The following is a 15,189-nucleotide window of genomic DNA, read 5'->3' as shown; positions in this document are numbered from 1 at the left end:
TTGGCCTTGATCGTCGCCGCCGGCGGACTTGCGGCTCTACCGCTACGTCGTCGACGTCGGCGAACTCGGCCCCCTGCCCGACATGTAGGAACCGGCCTGGTTCACCGACAAGAATCTTGTCGTCATCGCCCAAGTGCTCTCACTGCTCGCCACCTCATTGCTCCTCGTCGCTCGCGGACGCCGGGGGCGGTGCCTGACGTCCTGCATACCAGCGTGGCGGGCCCAGAGGATCAGCGGGACCTGAAGGGGAAGCCTCGCGCAGGCGACGGCTCTCGCCGTCCTCGAACGGTGACGCCAGTCATAGGCCATCTTGACGTTCGCCGGGAACACTCCGGCGAAGAACAGGGCGGTTGCGTGGGCGCTCGCCTTTCGCGTCGCCGGTAGCGCGAGTCCGGCGGCCAAGGCCAGCTCGGCCACGCCGCTGGCCGTGGTCCAGGCCCGGGGGCTGCCTGGCAGAGAACGCGGCACGATGGAGTCGAACTGCCTGGGTGCGGCAAAGTGAGCGAAGCCCGCCGAGGCCATCAGCCCGGCGAGCAGAAGCGCGGAACGAGCAGGGGTCATAAGTTCCTTCGATCGAGAGGGCGCAGGGCCAAGTGTCCGGGAACGCATCAGTTGCGGCGGCGCGGGCGGATCGTTTGACGCTCACCGGCGGACGGGATGAACAGGGCGGCGTCCAGCGGCCCGGCCCCCCACATCGTCTCCGGGTTGGAGGCGCAAGGTGGGGATGGCAGGCCGAGGACTTCGGCTGTGCTGCGGGTGGCGAGGCTGTGCCAGAGGCGTGAGCGGCTGATCATGGTGTGGCGGCCGCCGGGCATGCGGATGCCTCGGACGCGGGCCCCGGCCGCCTCGGCGCGGTGGAGGTAGGCCCAGCTGTCGGTGGCGGCCGTGATCGGGTCGGCTGGGTCGTGGAGGGCGATAACGGTGCGCTGGGCGAGGTGGGTGACCGGCTCACCGGGAGGGCACCAGGGGGCGAGAGCGACGACGCCACGGACGTGCGGATCGTCGGCGGCGCGCAGCGCGGCCCGGGCGCCCATGGAGTGCCCGAGCAGCACCACGGGCAGAGGGCCGGCCACGTCCGCAAGTTCGGCCAGGGCACGGCGTGTGTCGTGGACGGGGTCGGCTCGCTCTCCGTTCCAGCCGCGCGTCCGGTAGCGCACGTAGCCGATGAGGACGTCGGCGTGGCGGGGGTCTTGGCCGAGCGCCCGGGCGAAAGCTCTCATCCTCAGGTCGGGCAGGTTGAGGGGTGGCGGGGGTGCGAGGGAGTCGGCACGTCCGCCGTGCAGCAGCAGTACCGCGCCGACCGCGGGCAGGAACCGGCGCTCGGGCATGTGGAGGTTGCGGAAGGCGCCGCTTCGCTCGGATCCGCTCATTTCGTGCTCTCCGGCTTGCCACGAGCGGTTCTACGGGGTGGCAGGGGAAGGAAGCCGCTGGTGCGGGCGGCGTAGGCGGCGTAGCCGGGGCGGTGGGCCATGTGCTTCTCCAGGAGGCGCTTGCCGCTGCCGGCGGTGAGGAGCAGGGTCATCAGGACCGGGGAGACGAGGACGGCGAGGGCCGGCTGCCAGGCGGTGCAGGCGAGCAGGTACAGGCCCCACCAGACGAGGCTGTCCCCGAAGTAGTCGGGGTGCCGGGTCCAGGCCCACAGGCCCCGGTCCATGATCCGTCCCTGGTTGGCGGGGCCCGCCTTGAAGCGGGCCAGTTGGTGGTCGCCGACGGCCTCGACGGCGAGACCGGTCGCCCACACCGCGAGCCCGGCGTACGCCAGGGCGTCCAGGGGCGCGGAGCTGTAGGAGGCGGCCTGGACGGGGAGGGAGATCAGCCAGACGAGGGCGGCCTGGCCGAGGTGGACGGTGCGGAGCGCGTAGAGGGTCCGGCTGCCGGGCGCCTTGTCGAGGAGGGCGATATAGCGAGGGTCTTCGCCGTGTCCGCGGGAGCGGTGGGCGATGTGGGCCGCCAGGCGCAGTCCCCAGACGGCGGTCGCAGCGGCGACGAGCAGGCGGCGGCCGTCGTCGCCGTGTCCGGCGGACAGCAGCCAGGTCACGGCGGCGACGGCGCCGAACGCGAGGCCCCAGGCGATGTCGACGATACGGTGCAGACCGCGGCGTAGGCCGACGGCGAAGGTGGCGAGCAGCACCGTCAGCGCCGCGCCCGCCGCGGCGGCGAGGTTGACGCCGAGGGCGCCCCAGTCGGTGGCGCTCACGCCGGGCTCGTGGGGGCGTACCAGGCGGCGGGGGTGGCGGGCATGTCCGACGCTCCTTCGCGGGTGGGCCGTACGGCGAGGATCTGGTCGACGCCCATGCGGCGTTCGGAGAAGGCGAGCGAGGCGCCGGCAAGGTACAGGCGCCACACCCGGGCGGTCGTCCTCCCGACGAGGGCCTCGATGTCGGGCAGGCGCTCCTCGAGGGTGGCGCGCCAGGCGTCGATGGTGGTGGCGTAGTGCTCGCGGAGGGATTCCACGGAACGCGTCTCCAGGCCCGCGTCCTCCAGCAGGTCCACGGTGCGGCCGACCGGGCGCATGTGCATGTCGGGGGCGATGTAGGTCTCGATGAACGCGCCTCCGCCGGGCGCGTGGGCGCCGCGGGACATCTGCTGGATCAGGAGGCGGCCCTCGGGGCCCAGCGTGTCGTGCAGCTTGGTGGCGAAGGCGGGGTATTCGGCGTCGCCAACGTGCTCGCCCATCTCGACGGCGGCCGCCGCGTCGTAGCCGCCGCCGTCGATGTCCCGCCAGTGCCGCAGCTGGACGTCCACGAGATCGGCCACCCCCTCACGGACGGCCCGCGCGGTGACGAATTCGTGCTGGGCGCGGGACAGGGTGACCGCGGTGACGCGGACCTTGTACGCGCGGGCCGCGTGGACGGTGAGGGAGCCCCAGCCGCAGCCGACGTCGAGCAGCCGGTCGCCGGGGCCGAGGCCCAGTTTGCGGCAGATCAGGTCGAGTTTGTCGCGCTGCGCGTCGGCCAGGGTGTAGGTCGGGTCGCCGGGCCGGGTCCAGTAGGCGCAGGAGTACGCCATCGTCTCGTCGAGGAGGAGGGAGTAGAAGTCGTTGGAGAGGTCGTAGTGGTGGCTGATGCCCACGCGGTCGCGCGCGACGCTGTGCAGGCCGCCGGTCAGGCGGGCCCGCCCGTCGGGGCGCTTCGGGGGCGGGCCGACGGCACCGAGGCGTACCGCGAGGGCGGTGGCCGCGGCCATGCCCGCCGGCCCGGGGCGTGCCGAGCGCCGGTCGCGGACGCTCCGGCCGGCGCGGGCAAGGGCGTCGGCGAGGTCGCCGTCGACGTCGAGGTCCCCGGTGACGTACGCCTCGGCGAGGCCGAGTTCGCCCGGCTGCCACAGCAGGCGGCGCAGGGCCACGGGCGAGCGGAGCACCACCAGGGGTGCGTCCGGGGGCCCCGCCTGACTGCCGTCCCACGCGCGGACGCGCACGGGAAGGGGGCCGGGGACGACGTGGCCGAGGAGCTGGGCGAGCCGGTCGGCGGCGGGCTTCATCGGTGGGTTCCTTCGATGAGGAGGAGCTGGCGGGCGTCGAGGTAGCGGGAGCGGAATCCGGCTTCCGAGTAGGCGAGGTAGAACTCCCACATGCGCTGGAAGACCGGGTCGAAACCGAGGCCGGTGACGACCGGGCGGTGGGCGGTGAACCGTTCGCGCCACAGGCGCAGCGTCTCGGCGTAGTGCTCGCCGAAGCCGTCGTCGGCGACCGTGCTCAGACCGGCTGCAGCGGAGTGTTCGGCGATGGCCTCGCGGGAGGGGATCAGGCCGCCGGGGAAGACGTACTTGCTGATGAAGGTGTGGGTGGCGGCGGTGTGGAGCATCTGCCTGTGGCCCATGGTGATGGCCTGGAGGGCGATCCTGCCGCCGGGGGCCAGCGCGCGGCGCAGGGCCGTGAAGTAGGCGGGCCAGTACTCGGCGCCGACAGCTTCGATCATCTCGACGCTGATCACGGCGTCGTACCTGCCTTCGACGTCGCGGTAGTCGCGCAGCTGGACGTCCACCCGGTCGGCGAGCCCGGCGGCCGCGATGCGCTCGCGGGCCAGGGCGGCCTGTTCGGTGGAGAGGGTCAGGGTGGTGACCTGGGCTCCGCGGGCGGCGGCCCGCAGGGCGAGTTCGCCCCAGCCGGTGCCGATCTCCAGCAGGCGTGTGCCTTCACCGACGGCGGCGAGGTCCAGGAGCCGGTCGATCTTGCGGTGCTGGGCGGCGGTGAGGGACTCGAAGCGGGCGGGGAATGCGGTGAAGAGGGCGGAGGAGTAGGTGAGGGTGGGGTCGAGGAACGTGGCGAAGAGGTCGTTGGACAGGTCGTAGTGACGCTGGATGTTGTCGCGGGCCCCGGCGCGGGTGTTGCGGTCGGCGACGGGGCGGGCGGACACCCACAGACCGCGCAGCCGGCGCAGCGGGGCGGGGACCAGCTCGTCGGCGTGGGCGGCGAGGACGGTCAGGACGCCGGCCAGGTCGTCACTGTCCCACTCGCCGGCCAGGTAGGACTCTCCGAAGCCGATCAGCCCGTCGCGGCCGATGCGGCGGTGGAAAGCATGGGGGTCGTGAACGGTCATCCGCGTGCCGGCCGTGTTCACCCGGGCGCCTCCGGTGGGCACGCTCAGGCTCAGCCGGTTCAGGGCGCGGCTCACCAGGTGCCTGGCGATGGCGGTACGGACGGGTGCCGCCGACGGCAGCCGGGCCACGTCGGGCCACCGGCCCGCGTCGACGTCCGCCCGCCTGACGGTCGGCGCGGCTGCGGGCCCGCTGCTCGGGATCGGCTGGGGAGGGATCCCGACGGTGCGGCCGGCGGGCTGGGAGCGGGCCTGCGAGGTGGGGGCGGAGCGGGTCACGGCAGCATGCCTTTCTGCGGGGCGGTACGGGGGCGTGGGTGCACGGGGAGTCCGCGCAGCAGCAGGTGGATGCCGTGGCGGCGGATTCCGGCCCAGACCGCGGCGGTGGACCAGGGCCTGCGCACGGCCGCGGACAGCAGGGCGGGCACGCTCGCGGGGCGACGGACGCCCCGGACCACGGCGGTGAACCCCCGGTCGCCGTCGTGCTCCAGGTGGACCGTCAGACCGAGCCGTTCGCCGGGCAGCGGCAAGCGCATCCGGTAGCGGCCCTCGACCGCGAAGAACGGCGAGACGTAGAACTCCTTGTCCACCTCCGCCTCAGCGGCCTCGTCGGTGCGCAGCAGGTAGCAGTGGCGCTGCCCGTACGTGTTGTGGACCTCCGCGACCACGCACACCAGGGAACCGGAGGAGTCGTGGCACCAGAACACGGTCAGCGGGTTGAAGACGAACCCGAACACCCGGGCGTGCGCCAGCATCACCACCCGCCCGCCCTCCAGGTCGATGCCGTGCGCGGCGAGGTAGGCGTCGAGTCCGGCGCGCAGGGACCCCGCAGTGCCGGCGAAGTGGTCCCGGGCGTCGAAGCGGGCCAGCGGGCGCAGCGGTCGGGGCAGCACCGGCAACCGGTCCAGATCCACGCACCACAGGTACGTGCGGTGCCGCAGAGTGTGGCGCAGGGGTACGCGACGCACGTGGGTGATCACGGACTCGTACAGCGCCGGCGTCCCGGCCGCCGTGGGCGCGGCGGTGGTGTCGGTCCGGGTCACCAGCTCACCCCCAACGAGCGGGCGGCCTCCACGCCGGAACGGCAGCCGTCCTCGTGAAAGCCCCAGCCGTGCCAGGCCCCGGCGTACGCGGTCATGCCCGTGTTGAGTCGGGGCAGCTCCCGCTGCGCGGCGACCGAGGTCGGGGTGTACACCGGGTGCTCGTACACCATCCGCTCCACCACCCGGTCCGCCGCGATGCCGTCCTCACCGCCGAGGGTGACGACGTAGTCGGCGCCGGCGGGCAGCTGCTGGAGCCGGCGCATGTCGTAGCTGACGCGGACGGGCTCGGTCGTGGGATCGCAGCCGGTCATGCGGTAGTTCCAGCAGGCGCGGGCGCGCGGCGATCGGGGCAGGACGGTGGTGTCGGTGTGCAGGACGGTGGGGTTGCGGGAGTAGGTGAAGGCGCCCAGAAGCCGTTTCTCGTCCGTGGTGGGGTCGGCGAGCATGCGCAGTGCCTGGTCGGGATGGGCGGCGATCACGACGGCGTCGTGGGCGTCGGTGGTTCCGTCCCCGGTGGTGATCAGGACACCTCGGCTGGTGCGCCGCACGGTGTTGACGGGACTGGAGGTCCGGACGCGCTGGATGTGTTTGGCGGCGGCGTCGACGTAGGCGGACGAGCCGCCGGTGACGGTCTTCCACTGCGGGGAGCCGGTGATGGAGAGCAGGCCGTGGTGGTCGAGGAAGGCGAAGAGATAGGCGGCGGGGTAGGACAGGGCGGTGTGTGCCGGGCAGGACCACACCGCGGAGACCAGCGGGAGGGCGAAGTGACTGACGAAGTAGGCGGAGAACCCGCCGTCGCGCCGGAAGTCCCCGAAGGTGACGCCCGAGTGTGCGGTGCGGGCCAGCAGGCGGCGGGCGGCGCGGTGGAAGACCGGAACCTCCGCCAGCAGTCGCAGGTAGCGGCCCCGCAAGGTGGGACGGGAGGCGAACAGCCCCGCCGGGCCGCGGGCGCCCGCATACTCGAGGCCGCAGCCGTCGCACCGCACCGACATGCTCATCTCGGCGTCCTGCGTACCGATCCCCAGCTCCCGGAGCAGACGGAGCAGTGTGGGGTAGGTGCGTTCGTTGTGGACGATGAAGCCGGAGTCCACGGCCACGGCCCTGCCACCAGCGGCTTCCAGTTCGCGGGTGTGGGCGTGGCCGCCGAGCCGTCCGTCCGCCTCGTACAGGGTGACCTCGGACGAAGACGCCAGGACATATGCGGCCGTCAGCCCCGCCACCCCGGAGCCCACTACCGCCACCTTCCGGTGCTTCACCACATCCGCTCCCGCCACTCGACACGCCGCTCGGCTGCTGCGTTTCACCTGTACTTCGCAGCAGCCGGGCCATCGGATTGGAAGCGATGTCCGACAGCGAGGTGGAACGACCGGACGAAGCGGCGTACCGGTTCAGCCGGCGAGACCGGCTTGCCATGAGGTGCCTCGATCGCTGATCGATGCGGAGCGCCGGTCAGGCAGGCAGGGCCATCAGAAGCAGGGGGGCGGTGGTGGGCCGGGACGATCCTCCTGTGGGTTCGAGGGTGAGGCCGACGGCGCCCGCGTCGGCGGGGTCGCCAGTGAGGATCACGGTGCCGTCGTGGTCGAGCAGTCCGGCCGGGCGCATGGTGCCGTCGTGGTCGAGCCACAACTGGTAGGTCTTGCCTCTTCCGGGTGCGGGCAGGTTGGCGGCGGTGAAGACGGCCTTGTTCTGCTGGTCGGAGGCGACGACGGTGGTCAGGGCTCCGTTGGCGGCCTTGCCGTGGACGGTGCGTGCGTCCGGCGCCGCCAGTACCGCGCTGACCGCGTCGAGCTGCTGCTGGGCCTGGCGCGCCTGCTGTTCGAGCTCCTGTCCGTTCTGCGTCTGCCACACCGCGACGCCGCCCAGTGCGGCCGCGGCCACACTGGCGGCAAGGGCCAGGGGAACGGCCCGGCGGCGCAGGATGCCGCCGAGTACGGGCGCCGCACTGGCGGCGGGGATGCGCGGGGGCAGCTGGCGCACGCCGTCGATGGCGGCCATGACCTGTGCCTTGGCTGCCGGAGGCGGCGGCTGGGCGACCGCTGCCGCCAGGCGTGCCGTGGTCGCCTGGAACTCGGCGGCTTCCTGCCGGCATGCCTCGCACGTCTGGAGGTGGGCGTCGAAGTCCTTGCGTTCGGCGTCGTCGAGGGCGCCCAGGGCGTAGGCGGCGACGAGGGTGTGGGCGTCGGTGGCGTGGTGTTTCATGCGGTCACCCCCATGCAGTCGCGGAGCCGGATGAGCCCGTCGCGCATGCGTGTCTTGATGGTGGGAAGAGGCGTGCGCAGGGCTTCGGCGACTTCACGGTAGGTCAGCCCCCGGTAGTAGGCCAGGGTCACGGCCTGGCGTTGCAGTTCCGTCAGGCCGCGCAGACAGCGGCGTACCTGCTCGGACTCCAGGCGGGTCTCGACCTGTTCGGTGACCTCGTCGAAGGCGGGGGTGTGCTCGCGGGCGGCCTGGGCCTGCTCGCGGTCGGTGGCGGCCTGCGCGGAGCGGACCCGGTCCACGGCACGCCGGTGGGCGATCGTCGCAGCCCATGCCGTCACCGCGCCGGTCTCGGGCCGGTAGCGCGCCGCCTGCCGCCACAGGTCGATCATGACCTCCTGGGTGACCTCCTCGGACTGCGCCCGGTCGCGCACCACTTTGACCACGATGCCGAAGACCAGGGGTGCCAGGGCGTCGTAGAGCTCGGAGAAGGCCCGCTTGTCGCCGCGCGCCACTTTGCCCATGATCTCGGTGAGGTCGGCGGCGGCGGGGCGGCCGTTGCGGCCGGCGCCGAAGGGAAGGGGCTGGTTCACCTGCGCAGCTCCGGTCGTGGTGAGAAGGCGAAGGGGCGGCCTGGGCCGGCCGTCGGGGGGCGGGGTGTCCATCGCATGCCGGTCCTCTGTCGTCGCTCGATCGGGCCGGACCGCCTGGGGCGCTCCGGTCACCGAAACCCGTGGGTGGGTCGTCCGTTCTTCGTAGCGGACGGGCGGCTGGATGGGTGGCGCTTCGTCACCCGCACCCTCCCTGAGTAATCCGTTCGAGGGAAGCCGGGCGCAGCGGCCAAGCCGGAGGGCGCACGACGGCGAAGACGGTGCGTGAGGGGAGCGGAGCGACGTTCCGCGCCTCCTTCACCGGCCGCGCGGGCTGCGCGGCCGAGGCACCCTCTGGGAGGTAGTTCACATGGTTCGTGTACGACACGGTCTGGCGGTGGCTCTGGCGGCCGGCGCGGTGGTCGGCGGCGCGTCGATGGCATCGGCCGATGCCGGTGCGCAGGGAGTGGGCGCGTACTCGCCGGGAGTGGGCTCGGGCAACGTCGTCCAGGTTCCCGTCCACATCCCGGTCAACGCGTGCGGCAACACCCTCAGCGTGATCGGGCTGCTGAACCCGTCCTTCGGCAACACCTGCGTCAACGCCTGATCGCGCACCGCTAAAAGGGCTCCGGTCCGCCGCCGACAAGGCGGGGTGGCGCGGACCCGGTGATCCGCCCGGAAGGCAGCGTGCTCCGGGCGGGTCGGCCGTGGGCGGCTGTCGTCACAGCCGCCCACGGCACCACGTCCTTTCCGCCTGGGCTACCAGGTGAGGACCACGATGACCTGCTTGCCCCAGCCGGAGGGGCTGACGAAGACGTCCGCCCCCAGCGCCCGGACGATCTTCAGTCCCCGGCCCCCGGACCTTGCGCTGTGCGTCGCCGAGCCTCCCGGACAGTTCCGTCGCTGACGGCGATACCCCCCGTCCCCGCTCCAGGCTCAAGGTGAGCGCGTAGGGACCGACCGCGTGGAGCACCGCGTTGCCGACCAGCTCAGACACGATCAGTACGAGATCCTCGGCAACCTCGCGGGGACAGGCGTCCGCCTCCTGGGCCAGGAGTCGTGCCGCAGTCTGACGAGCCTGGCGGGCCGCACGTTCGGCGCGCCAGCAGCAGGCCGCGCGTCAGGTGTTTCCTCTCCCGGGACCGCCGGGCCCTCACGGCGGTGGTCGCCGCCGAACCGGACGGCGGCTCCGCCCGCCTTGCCGCCGTCGCAAAGGCGGCGGCCTCGGTAGGCGGCACGAACGTGCACCTGGCAGAGCCCGCGGCCGCTCAAGCAGACCTTGATGCAGCCTTCTCGCACACCGACGGCGACCTTTTGGCCGTCGCCCTCAGCGGCGTCCTGCTGATCCTGCTGATCCTGCTGCCGGCCTCCCGCAGCGTGATCATGCCCCTGCTGGTGATCACGGGCTCGCTCCTGGCCCTCGCGGTGGCCTGCGCGGTCTTGTACGCACTGCCGCCGGCCTCATCCTGGCCGCCACCTTCGCCGCACTGACCGTGATGCCGTTGCTCTAGCTCGCCCAGATCGGCTGCATCGTCGCCCTCGGCGTCCTCATCGACACCCTTCTCGTACGCCTCTTCCTCATCCTTGACACCGGCCCCCGCACCTGGTGGCCCGCCCCCCTTCCCGGGCGACCGGTGCTCCGGCGCCGGCCCTGCTTCGCGCGCCGGTGCCCCTGAGCGCCCCACCGCCTCCACGCCTCATCGTGTAAGGCAACACCGGCGAGGGATTTCAGTCTTTCGGGGGTCGGACCAATCCGCCGGGCGGCGGCTGCCGAATGCCGGGTGTGAGCAGCTTCCGCAGCAAACTCGTCCGCGCCGCGATGGGCGCGCCGGCCGGACTCCTGGCCGCTTTCACGGCCCTGGCCGTGGCCGAGCTGGTGGCCGGACTGGTGCGGCCGGCGGCCGGGCCTGTGACCGTGGTGGGTGGAGCGGTGATCGACAGGACGCCTGCCGCGGTGAAGGACTTCGCGATCCGCACGTTCGGAGAGAACGACAAGATCGTTCTCCAGCTGGGGATCCTCGTGATTCTCGCCCTCATCGCCGTCGGTCTCGGCATCCTCGCCCTGTCCCATCGGCGCGCCGGTGCCGCGGGGGTGCTGCTCTTCGGGATCGTCGGCGCTGCCGCGGCCCTCAGCCGTCCTGACTCCACCGGCACCGGTGACGGACTGCCCTCGATCGCCGGGGCGGTCGCGGGAGCCCTCGCCCTGTACCTGCTGGCGGCCAGAGCCGCCCCCGTTCCAGGCCCGGAAGGTCAGGCAGGCGCTGGGGCGTGGAGCAGGCGCGGGTTCCTCAGCGCAGCCGGTGTCACCGCCGTCGCCGCGACCTCGGCCGGCGTACTGGGCCGGTACTTCACCGGCCGCCAAGGCCAGGGCGCCGTCGCCTCCCGGCAAACCCTGATGCTTCCCCAGCCCGCCTCCCCGGCGCCAGCGGTACCGGCCGGTGTCCAGCTGAAGGTACCCGGCATCACGGTCTTCACCACCCCCAACTCCGACTTCTACCGCGTCGACACCGCCTTGACCGTGCCCAAGGTCGACGCAGGCACCTGGCGGCTGCGCATCCACGGAAAGGGTGTCACCCGCCCCCGCACGTACACCCTCGACCAGCTCCTGGCCCGCCCGCTCATCGAACGTGACATCACCCTGACCTGCGTCTCGAACGAGGTCGGCGGCCCCTACATCGGCAACGCCCGCTGGCTCGGCGTACCCCTCGCCGACCTTCTGGAAGAAGCCGGCGTCCGGCCGCCTTCGAAGGGCGGGCGGGCGGATCAGCTGGTGGCCCGCTCCGTGGACGGCATGACGCTCGGCTCCCCCGTCGAGGACGTGATGGACGGCCGCGACGCCATCCTGGCGGTCGGCATGAACGGCGAGCCCCTCCCCTTCGAGCACGGCTTCCCCGTCCGCATGCTCGTCCCCGGCCTCTACGGCTACGTCTCGGCCTGCAAGTGGATCGAGGACATCGAACTCACCACCTTCGACGCCTACGACCCCTACTGGGTCAAGCGCAAGTGGGCACCCCGCGCGCCCATCAAGACCCAGTCCCGCATCGACACCCCCAAACCCTTCGCCCGCCCCGCCGTCGGCACCGTCACCGTCGCGGGCGTCGCCTGGGCCCAGCGCCGCGGCATCACCCGCGTTCAGATCCAGGTCGACGACGGGCCCTGGCAGGACGCCGACCTCGCCGCCCAGGCAGGCGTCGACACCTGGCGCCAGTGGTCCTACCGCTGGAACGCCACCCCGGGCGGACACAACATCACCGTCCGCGCCACCGACGGCACCGGCCAGGTGCAGACAGAAGAGCGCACCCGGACCATCCCCGACGGGGCGAGCGGCAGGCACAGCGTCTTCGTCACCGTCTCCTAGACCACCCGGACGGCCGCAAGGCCCGCACCGGGTAGCACAACCAACCACCTCAACACCCAGAGACACGTCACCGAGGAGCAACTGGTCATGAACAGCATGAAGATCCGCCGTACCGCGATCGCCGTCGCCGCAGCCGCTCTGCTGCCCTTCTCCCTGGCCGCGTGCTCCGACTCCGGCAGCGACACCAAGGCCACCCCGAGCACGGCCGCCGAGGACGCCGCGAAGACCGGCGAGAGCACCCCGGCGGGCGACACCACGACCGGCGACCAGCCGTTCGGCCCCGCCTGCGCCGGCGTGCCCGAGGAAGGCGCGGGCTCCTTCGACGGCATGGCCAAGGACCCGGTCGCCACCGCCGCGTCCAACAACCCCGCCCTGTCGACCCTCGTGACGGCGGTCAAGCAGGCCGGCCTGGTGGACACCCTGAACAACGCCAAGGACATCACCGTCTTCGCCCCGACGAACGACGCCTTCGCCAAGATCCCGAAGGCCGACCTCGACAAGGTCCTCGCCGACAAGGCCACCCTCACCAAGATCCTCACGTACCATGTCGTGGGTCAGAAGCTGACTCCGAAGCAGCTGGAGAGCGGCAGCTTCGAGACCCTGCAGAAGGGCATGGTCACCACGACCGGCTCGGGCGAGTCCTACAAGGTCAACGACACCGCCAACGTGGTCTGCGGCAACGTCAGGACCGCCAACGCCAACGTCTACATCATCGACACCGTCCTCATGCCCAAGTAGGGCTTGGCGCACGGTCCGCAAGCCACGGTGGCCCTGCACCCGTCCTCCTCGGAAGGGTGCAGGGCCACCGGCACGACCACGGCCCGTAGCCAGATCAGGGGACTGGGCGCAGCGGGGGTGCCGCGCCCGGGCCGGCCACGGACGGGCGGGGTCTACTTCTGGTTGACGGGCAGAGCCAGGTCGGTCACCTGGTACTTGGTCGGGTAGGTGCCCGTGCTGGTGGCCTTTCCGGTCAGCACGTCGACCGCGTAGAGGCGGTAAGACCCACCGTTGCCGATGGTTGCAAAGCCGTGGTTCGTGCCGGCGACCGGGTTGTAGTAGATGTCGAGGCCGGCGTCGAGAGCGGCGTCCACGCCGAGGTTGCCGGTGGGGGCCAGGGTGCCGGCGTTGGCGGGAGACTGCAGGGAGATGCGGTCGGCCATCGTGTCGAGGTCGAACAGCGTCGTCGCGGTGGCGGCGTTCAGGTCGTTGTTGGTGTAGGCGGCTCCGGTCACGCCCATCGCGGTCGACGGCGGCATGGTCGGGTTGGTCAGGGTTCCGTCGACGGTGGTGGTGAGAGGGGCGGCTGCGTCGTCGATGTTGTGGCGCAGGTTCTGTCCGGTGTTGGAGATGACCCGCAGCCGGTTGGCGGCGGGGTTGAAGTCCACGCCGAACGTGCTGCCGGCCAGGGCCACCGTCAGCTGGGAGACCTTCATGGCCATGGCGTTGGCGGTGTTCAGGGTGTAGATGCCGCCCCGGTCGCCGACGCCGTACAGCCTCTCGTTCTGGACGCGGAAGTCGATCCCGACCAGCTTGGTGTCCCCGGACAGACCCGAGATCTTGCCCAGCGACCAGGTCTTGGAGGGCTTGTGGACGTCGAACTCGACGAGACGCTGGTCGGCGGTCAGACCGATGGCGTGCAGGGCCTTGTGGTCGTGGGCGGGCACCGTCTTCGAGCCCAGGTCGGGCGCCGCCAGCGCGGGCGCCGCGCACAGGGCGGCCAAGACGAGCGCGGAAGCCGCTGTCACGGTCCGGTTGCGCATCATCACTCCTTCATCGAGGCCTGGGCCACGGTGGCCCAGGAGTCGTGGTGAATTCGTCACCGGCACCGAAGGGGATCGGTGCCCGGGGCGGATGCCACTCGCATGGCCCAAGAGCGCCGCCCCGGGCTGCGCCATCCAGGTCGGGCCCACCGCACGCCGCGAGTCTCGCGGCCAGCCCCAGGGGAAGGCCGGGACCAGGCTGCTGGCGCGTCGCTGCAGCGCCAGTCGAACAACAGTGGGCCCGTCGTCACTGCAGGCTGAGCACCTCGGCCACCGGGAACCGCAACGACTGCCTGGAGATCGCGCTGACTCCGCCACAATGCGGAATGCTCGGCGTGGGCCTGAAAGGTCGCTCAGGTCGGGAACGGCTCCCGGATGGGCCCCGGCCGTACTGCGTCCCGCCGTCACGCGGGGACCGGGGCCTCACCCGAGCACCCCATTCCGGCGCGGGCCGGGACGGAGCGTGGTCCGTCGGGCGCTGGGCGGGGGTCAGTTGTGGCAGTCGACGTCTTCGGGATGCGACCACCCCGCCCGCGATTCCTCGGCAAGTGCGGTCCAGCCGAGCCCACTCCTCGTCCGAAAGACCTCCCCGGACCATGCCCCACGGAACGAGTCCCCAGCGACAGAGTCACGCGACCCATCGGACACGACCCAAGGCTCCAACCGTGATCCGCCGTTCAGGATCTACCACTTGACCTGATGGAAGTCCATCGTGCCGAAGGTCGCGATGTCCATCGCGTAGCTCCACAATGCGTATAGCTGCTGATCGGCACGGCGATAGGTCTTGCCGAAACCGTTGTCGAGAATCTCGCTCCAGCCGTCGCCCTGTCCGTAGTGCGCGAACAGTCGGTCATTGCGCCGCGCCGCGTCCTCTCCGGACTCCGCCGGGATCTGGTAGATCACCTCATGCAGCCGGCCGCGCCAAAGAGTGAGAAGGAGCCGGCCGCCGTCGACCGCGTATGTGTCCACTACCGCGTCGGGAGCGTTCTCGTGAGGGAGCGACGACTCCAGTTCGCCAGGGACCCGCACTTCGTCAGCAGCGCACAGCAACTCCAGCAACGGCACGTCATCGGTGAGGCAGCTCATGGGCGCCCATCCTAGGCCTGCCCGAAGGATCAGAGCGGATCCGGTCGACGCCCTTTGTACGCCGCAGACGCGTGTACCGCGACCCGGCCAGATCCGCCGGACAGGCCCGGCCGTGCATCTGGCCGCACACGGCCAGTGTCCGGTGATGGTGGTGCGGGACCTGCCGGATGCCGACGGACGTATCGTGGTTGGGGTCGACGGCTCCAGGGGGTGTGAAGGCAGTCGACTTCGCATTCACCGAGGCCGCGCTGCGCGAGGTCAAAGTCGTCGCCCTCCACGCCTGGACCCATGGAACGCTCCGGCCCCTACGCCGCAGGACCCCGGGTTGCCGTATGCGAACCAGCCAGGTGAGCGCCTGCTGTCCGAAGCTCTCGCCGGCCGCCAGGAGAGGTACCCGGGCATCGCGGTCGAGCGCAGAGTGGTGCGCGGAGGTTCCCGCGAGGCCCTGATCGAGGCGAGCAGAACCGCCCAGCTCCTGGTCATCGGTGCCCGGGGCGCAGCGGCTTCGCCGGCCTGCTGCTCGGCTCGGCCAGCCAGGCCCTGCTGCACCACGCGCATTGCCCGGTCGCCGTGGTGCGGGGCCCCGGCGACCGTCGCTGACCCTCCCAGGGGTCGGTCCCG

General features: G+C 71.8%; 14 protein-coding genes and 2 pseudogenes. 5 read left to right on the top strand and 11 right to left on the bottom strand.

Translation table 11 applies throughout. The features are described 5' to 3' along the window. Positions 1-216: 216 nt before the first annotated feature. From ACNJ93_RS33635 to sigK, 9 genes and pseudogenes are all read right to left on the bottom strand, one after another. Positions 217-561 (bottom strand): annotated as a pseudogene (locus ACNJ93_RS33635) (DoxX family protein); the annotation flags it as partial. A 47-nt stretch (positions 562-608) separates the two neighbouring features. After that, positions 609-1,370, bottom strand: a complete 762-nt coding sequence (locus ACNJ93_RS33630; RefSeq protein WP_418961246.1) for an alpha/beta fold hydrolase — start codon at positions 1,368-1,370, stop codon at positions 609-611. Further along, a complete protein-coding gene (locus tag ACNJ93_RS33625) occupies positions 1,367-2,197 on the bottom strand; it encodes a DUF1295 domain-containing protein (RefSeq protein ID WP_418961245.1) in 831 nt (276 codons plus the stop codon). The genes ACNJ93_RS33630 and ACNJ93_RS33625 overlap by 4 nt, the downstream gene beginning before the upstream one ends. Next, positions 2,194-3,480 carry a class I SAM-dependent methyltransferase gene (locus ACNJ93_RS33620; protein ID WP_418961244.1) on the bottom strand — a complete coding sequence of 429 codons (1,287 nt, stop codon included), beginning with the start codon at positions 3,478-3,480 and terminating at the stop codon, positions 2,194-2,196. Before ACNJ93_RS33620 ends, ACNJ93_RS33625 begins: the two co-directional genes overlap by 4 nt. After that, positions 3,477-4,814, bottom strand: coding sequence for a class I SAM-dependent methyltransferase (locus ACNJ93_RS33615; RefSeq protein WP_418961243.1), 1,338 nt, complete (start codon positions 4,812-4,814; stop codon positions 3,477-3,479). The genes ACNJ93_RS33620 and ACNJ93_RS33615 overlap by 4 nt, the downstream gene beginning before the upstream one ends. Then, complete coding sequence (locus tag ACNJ93_RS33610) at positions 4,811-5,578, bottom strand: DUF1365 domain-containing protein (protein WP_418961242.1); 768 nt, start codon at positions 5,576-5,578, stop codon at positions 4,811-4,813. Before ACNJ93_RS33610 ends, ACNJ93_RS33615 begins: the two co-directional genes overlap by 4 nt. Continuing rightward, complete coding sequence (locus tag ACNJ93_RS33605; RefSeq protein ID WP_418961241.1) at positions 5,575-6,834, bottom strand: NAD(P)/FAD-dependent oxidoreductase; 1,260 nt, start codon at positions 6,832-6,834, stop codon at positions 5,575-5,577. Before ACNJ93_RS33605 ends, ACNJ93_RS33610 begins: the two co-directional genes overlap by 4 nt. Positions 6,835-7,027: 193 nt before the next feature. Next, positions 7,028-7,777: an anti-sigma factor gene (locus ACNJ93_RS33600; RefSeq protein ID WP_418961240.1), complete on the bottom strand. Its 750-nt coding sequence runs from the start codon at positions 7,775-7,777 to the stop codon at positions 7,028-7,030. Beyond that, a complete protein-coding gene (sigK, locus tag ACNJ93_RS33595; protein ID WP_418961239.1) occupies positions 7,774-8,367 on the bottom strand; it encodes an ECF RNA polymerase sigma factor SigK in 594 nt (197 codons plus the stop codon). Before sigK ends, ACNJ93_RS33600 begins: the two co-directional genes overlap by 4 nt. Positions 8,368-8,734: 367 nt before the next feature. Here sigK and ACNJ93_RS33590 point away from each other — a divergent pair, with 367 nt between their 5' ends. The 4 genes from ACNJ93_RS33590 to ACNJ93_RS33575 all read left to right on the top strand — a co-directional run bounded on the left by ACNJ93_RS33590 (position 8,735) and on the right by ACNJ93_RS33575 (position 12,460). Further along, a complete protein-coding gene (locus tag ACNJ93_RS33590; protein ID WP_418961238.1) occupies positions 8,735-8,971 on the top strand; it encodes a chaplin in 237 nt (78 codons plus the stop codon). 554 nt (positions 8,972-9,525) lie between these two features. Continuing rightward, the gene (locus ACNJ93_RS33585) at positions 9,526-9,855 is read left to right on the top strand and encodes an MMPL family transporter (RefSeq protein ID WP_418961237.1); all 330 of its coding nucleotides are present in this window, start codon (positions 9,526-9,528) and stop codon (positions 9,853-9,855) included. Between the two features lie 283 nt (positions 9,856-10,138). Next, a complete protein-coding gene (locus tag ACNJ93_RS33580; RefSeq protein ID WP_418961236.1) occupies positions 10,139-11,722 on the top strand; it encodes a sulfite oxidase in 1,584 nt (527 codons plus the stop codon). A gap of 87 nt (positions 11,723-11,809) precedes the next feature. Then, a complete protein-coding gene (locus ACNJ93_RS33575; RefSeq protein WP_418961235.1) occupies positions 11,810-12,460 on the top strand; it encodes a fasciclin domain-containing protein in 651 nt (216 codons plus the stop codon). A 152-nt stretch (positions 12,461-12,612) separates the two neighbouring features. Here ACNJ93_RS33575 and ACNJ93_RS33570 read toward each other — a convergent pair whose 3' ends face one another. After that, entirely contained in the window at positions 12,613-13,485 is an 873-nt protein-coding gene (locus tag ACNJ93_RS33570; protein ID WP_418961234.1) for a DUF4394 domain-containing protein, read from the bottom strand. Between the two features lie 681 nt (positions 13,486-14,166). After that, a complete protein-coding gene (locus ACNJ93_RS33565; protein WP_418961233.1) occupies positions 14,167-14,568 on the bottom strand; it encodes a hypothetical protein in 402 nt (133 codons plus the stop codon). Positions 14,569-14,677: 109 nt separating this feature from the next. On the opposite strand from ACNJ93_RS33565, the pseudogene ACNJ93_RS33560 reads away from it, so the two are divergent. After that, positions 14,678-15,168: pseudogene (locus tag ACNJ93_RS33560) on the top strand (universal stress protein); the annotation flags it as partial. Between the last annotated feature and the right edge of the window lie 21 nt (positions 15,169-15,189).

Origin of the sequence: Streptomyces tritici (assembly GCF_048500665.1) — a bacterium.
GTDB classification, from domain to species: Bacteria; Actinomycetota; Actinomycetes; order Streptomycetales; family Streptomycetaceae; genus Streptomyces; species Streptomyces tritici.
The sequence above is the reverse complement of the archived record's forward strand: the minus strand, read 5'-3'. Positions and strand labels throughout refer to the sequence as shown.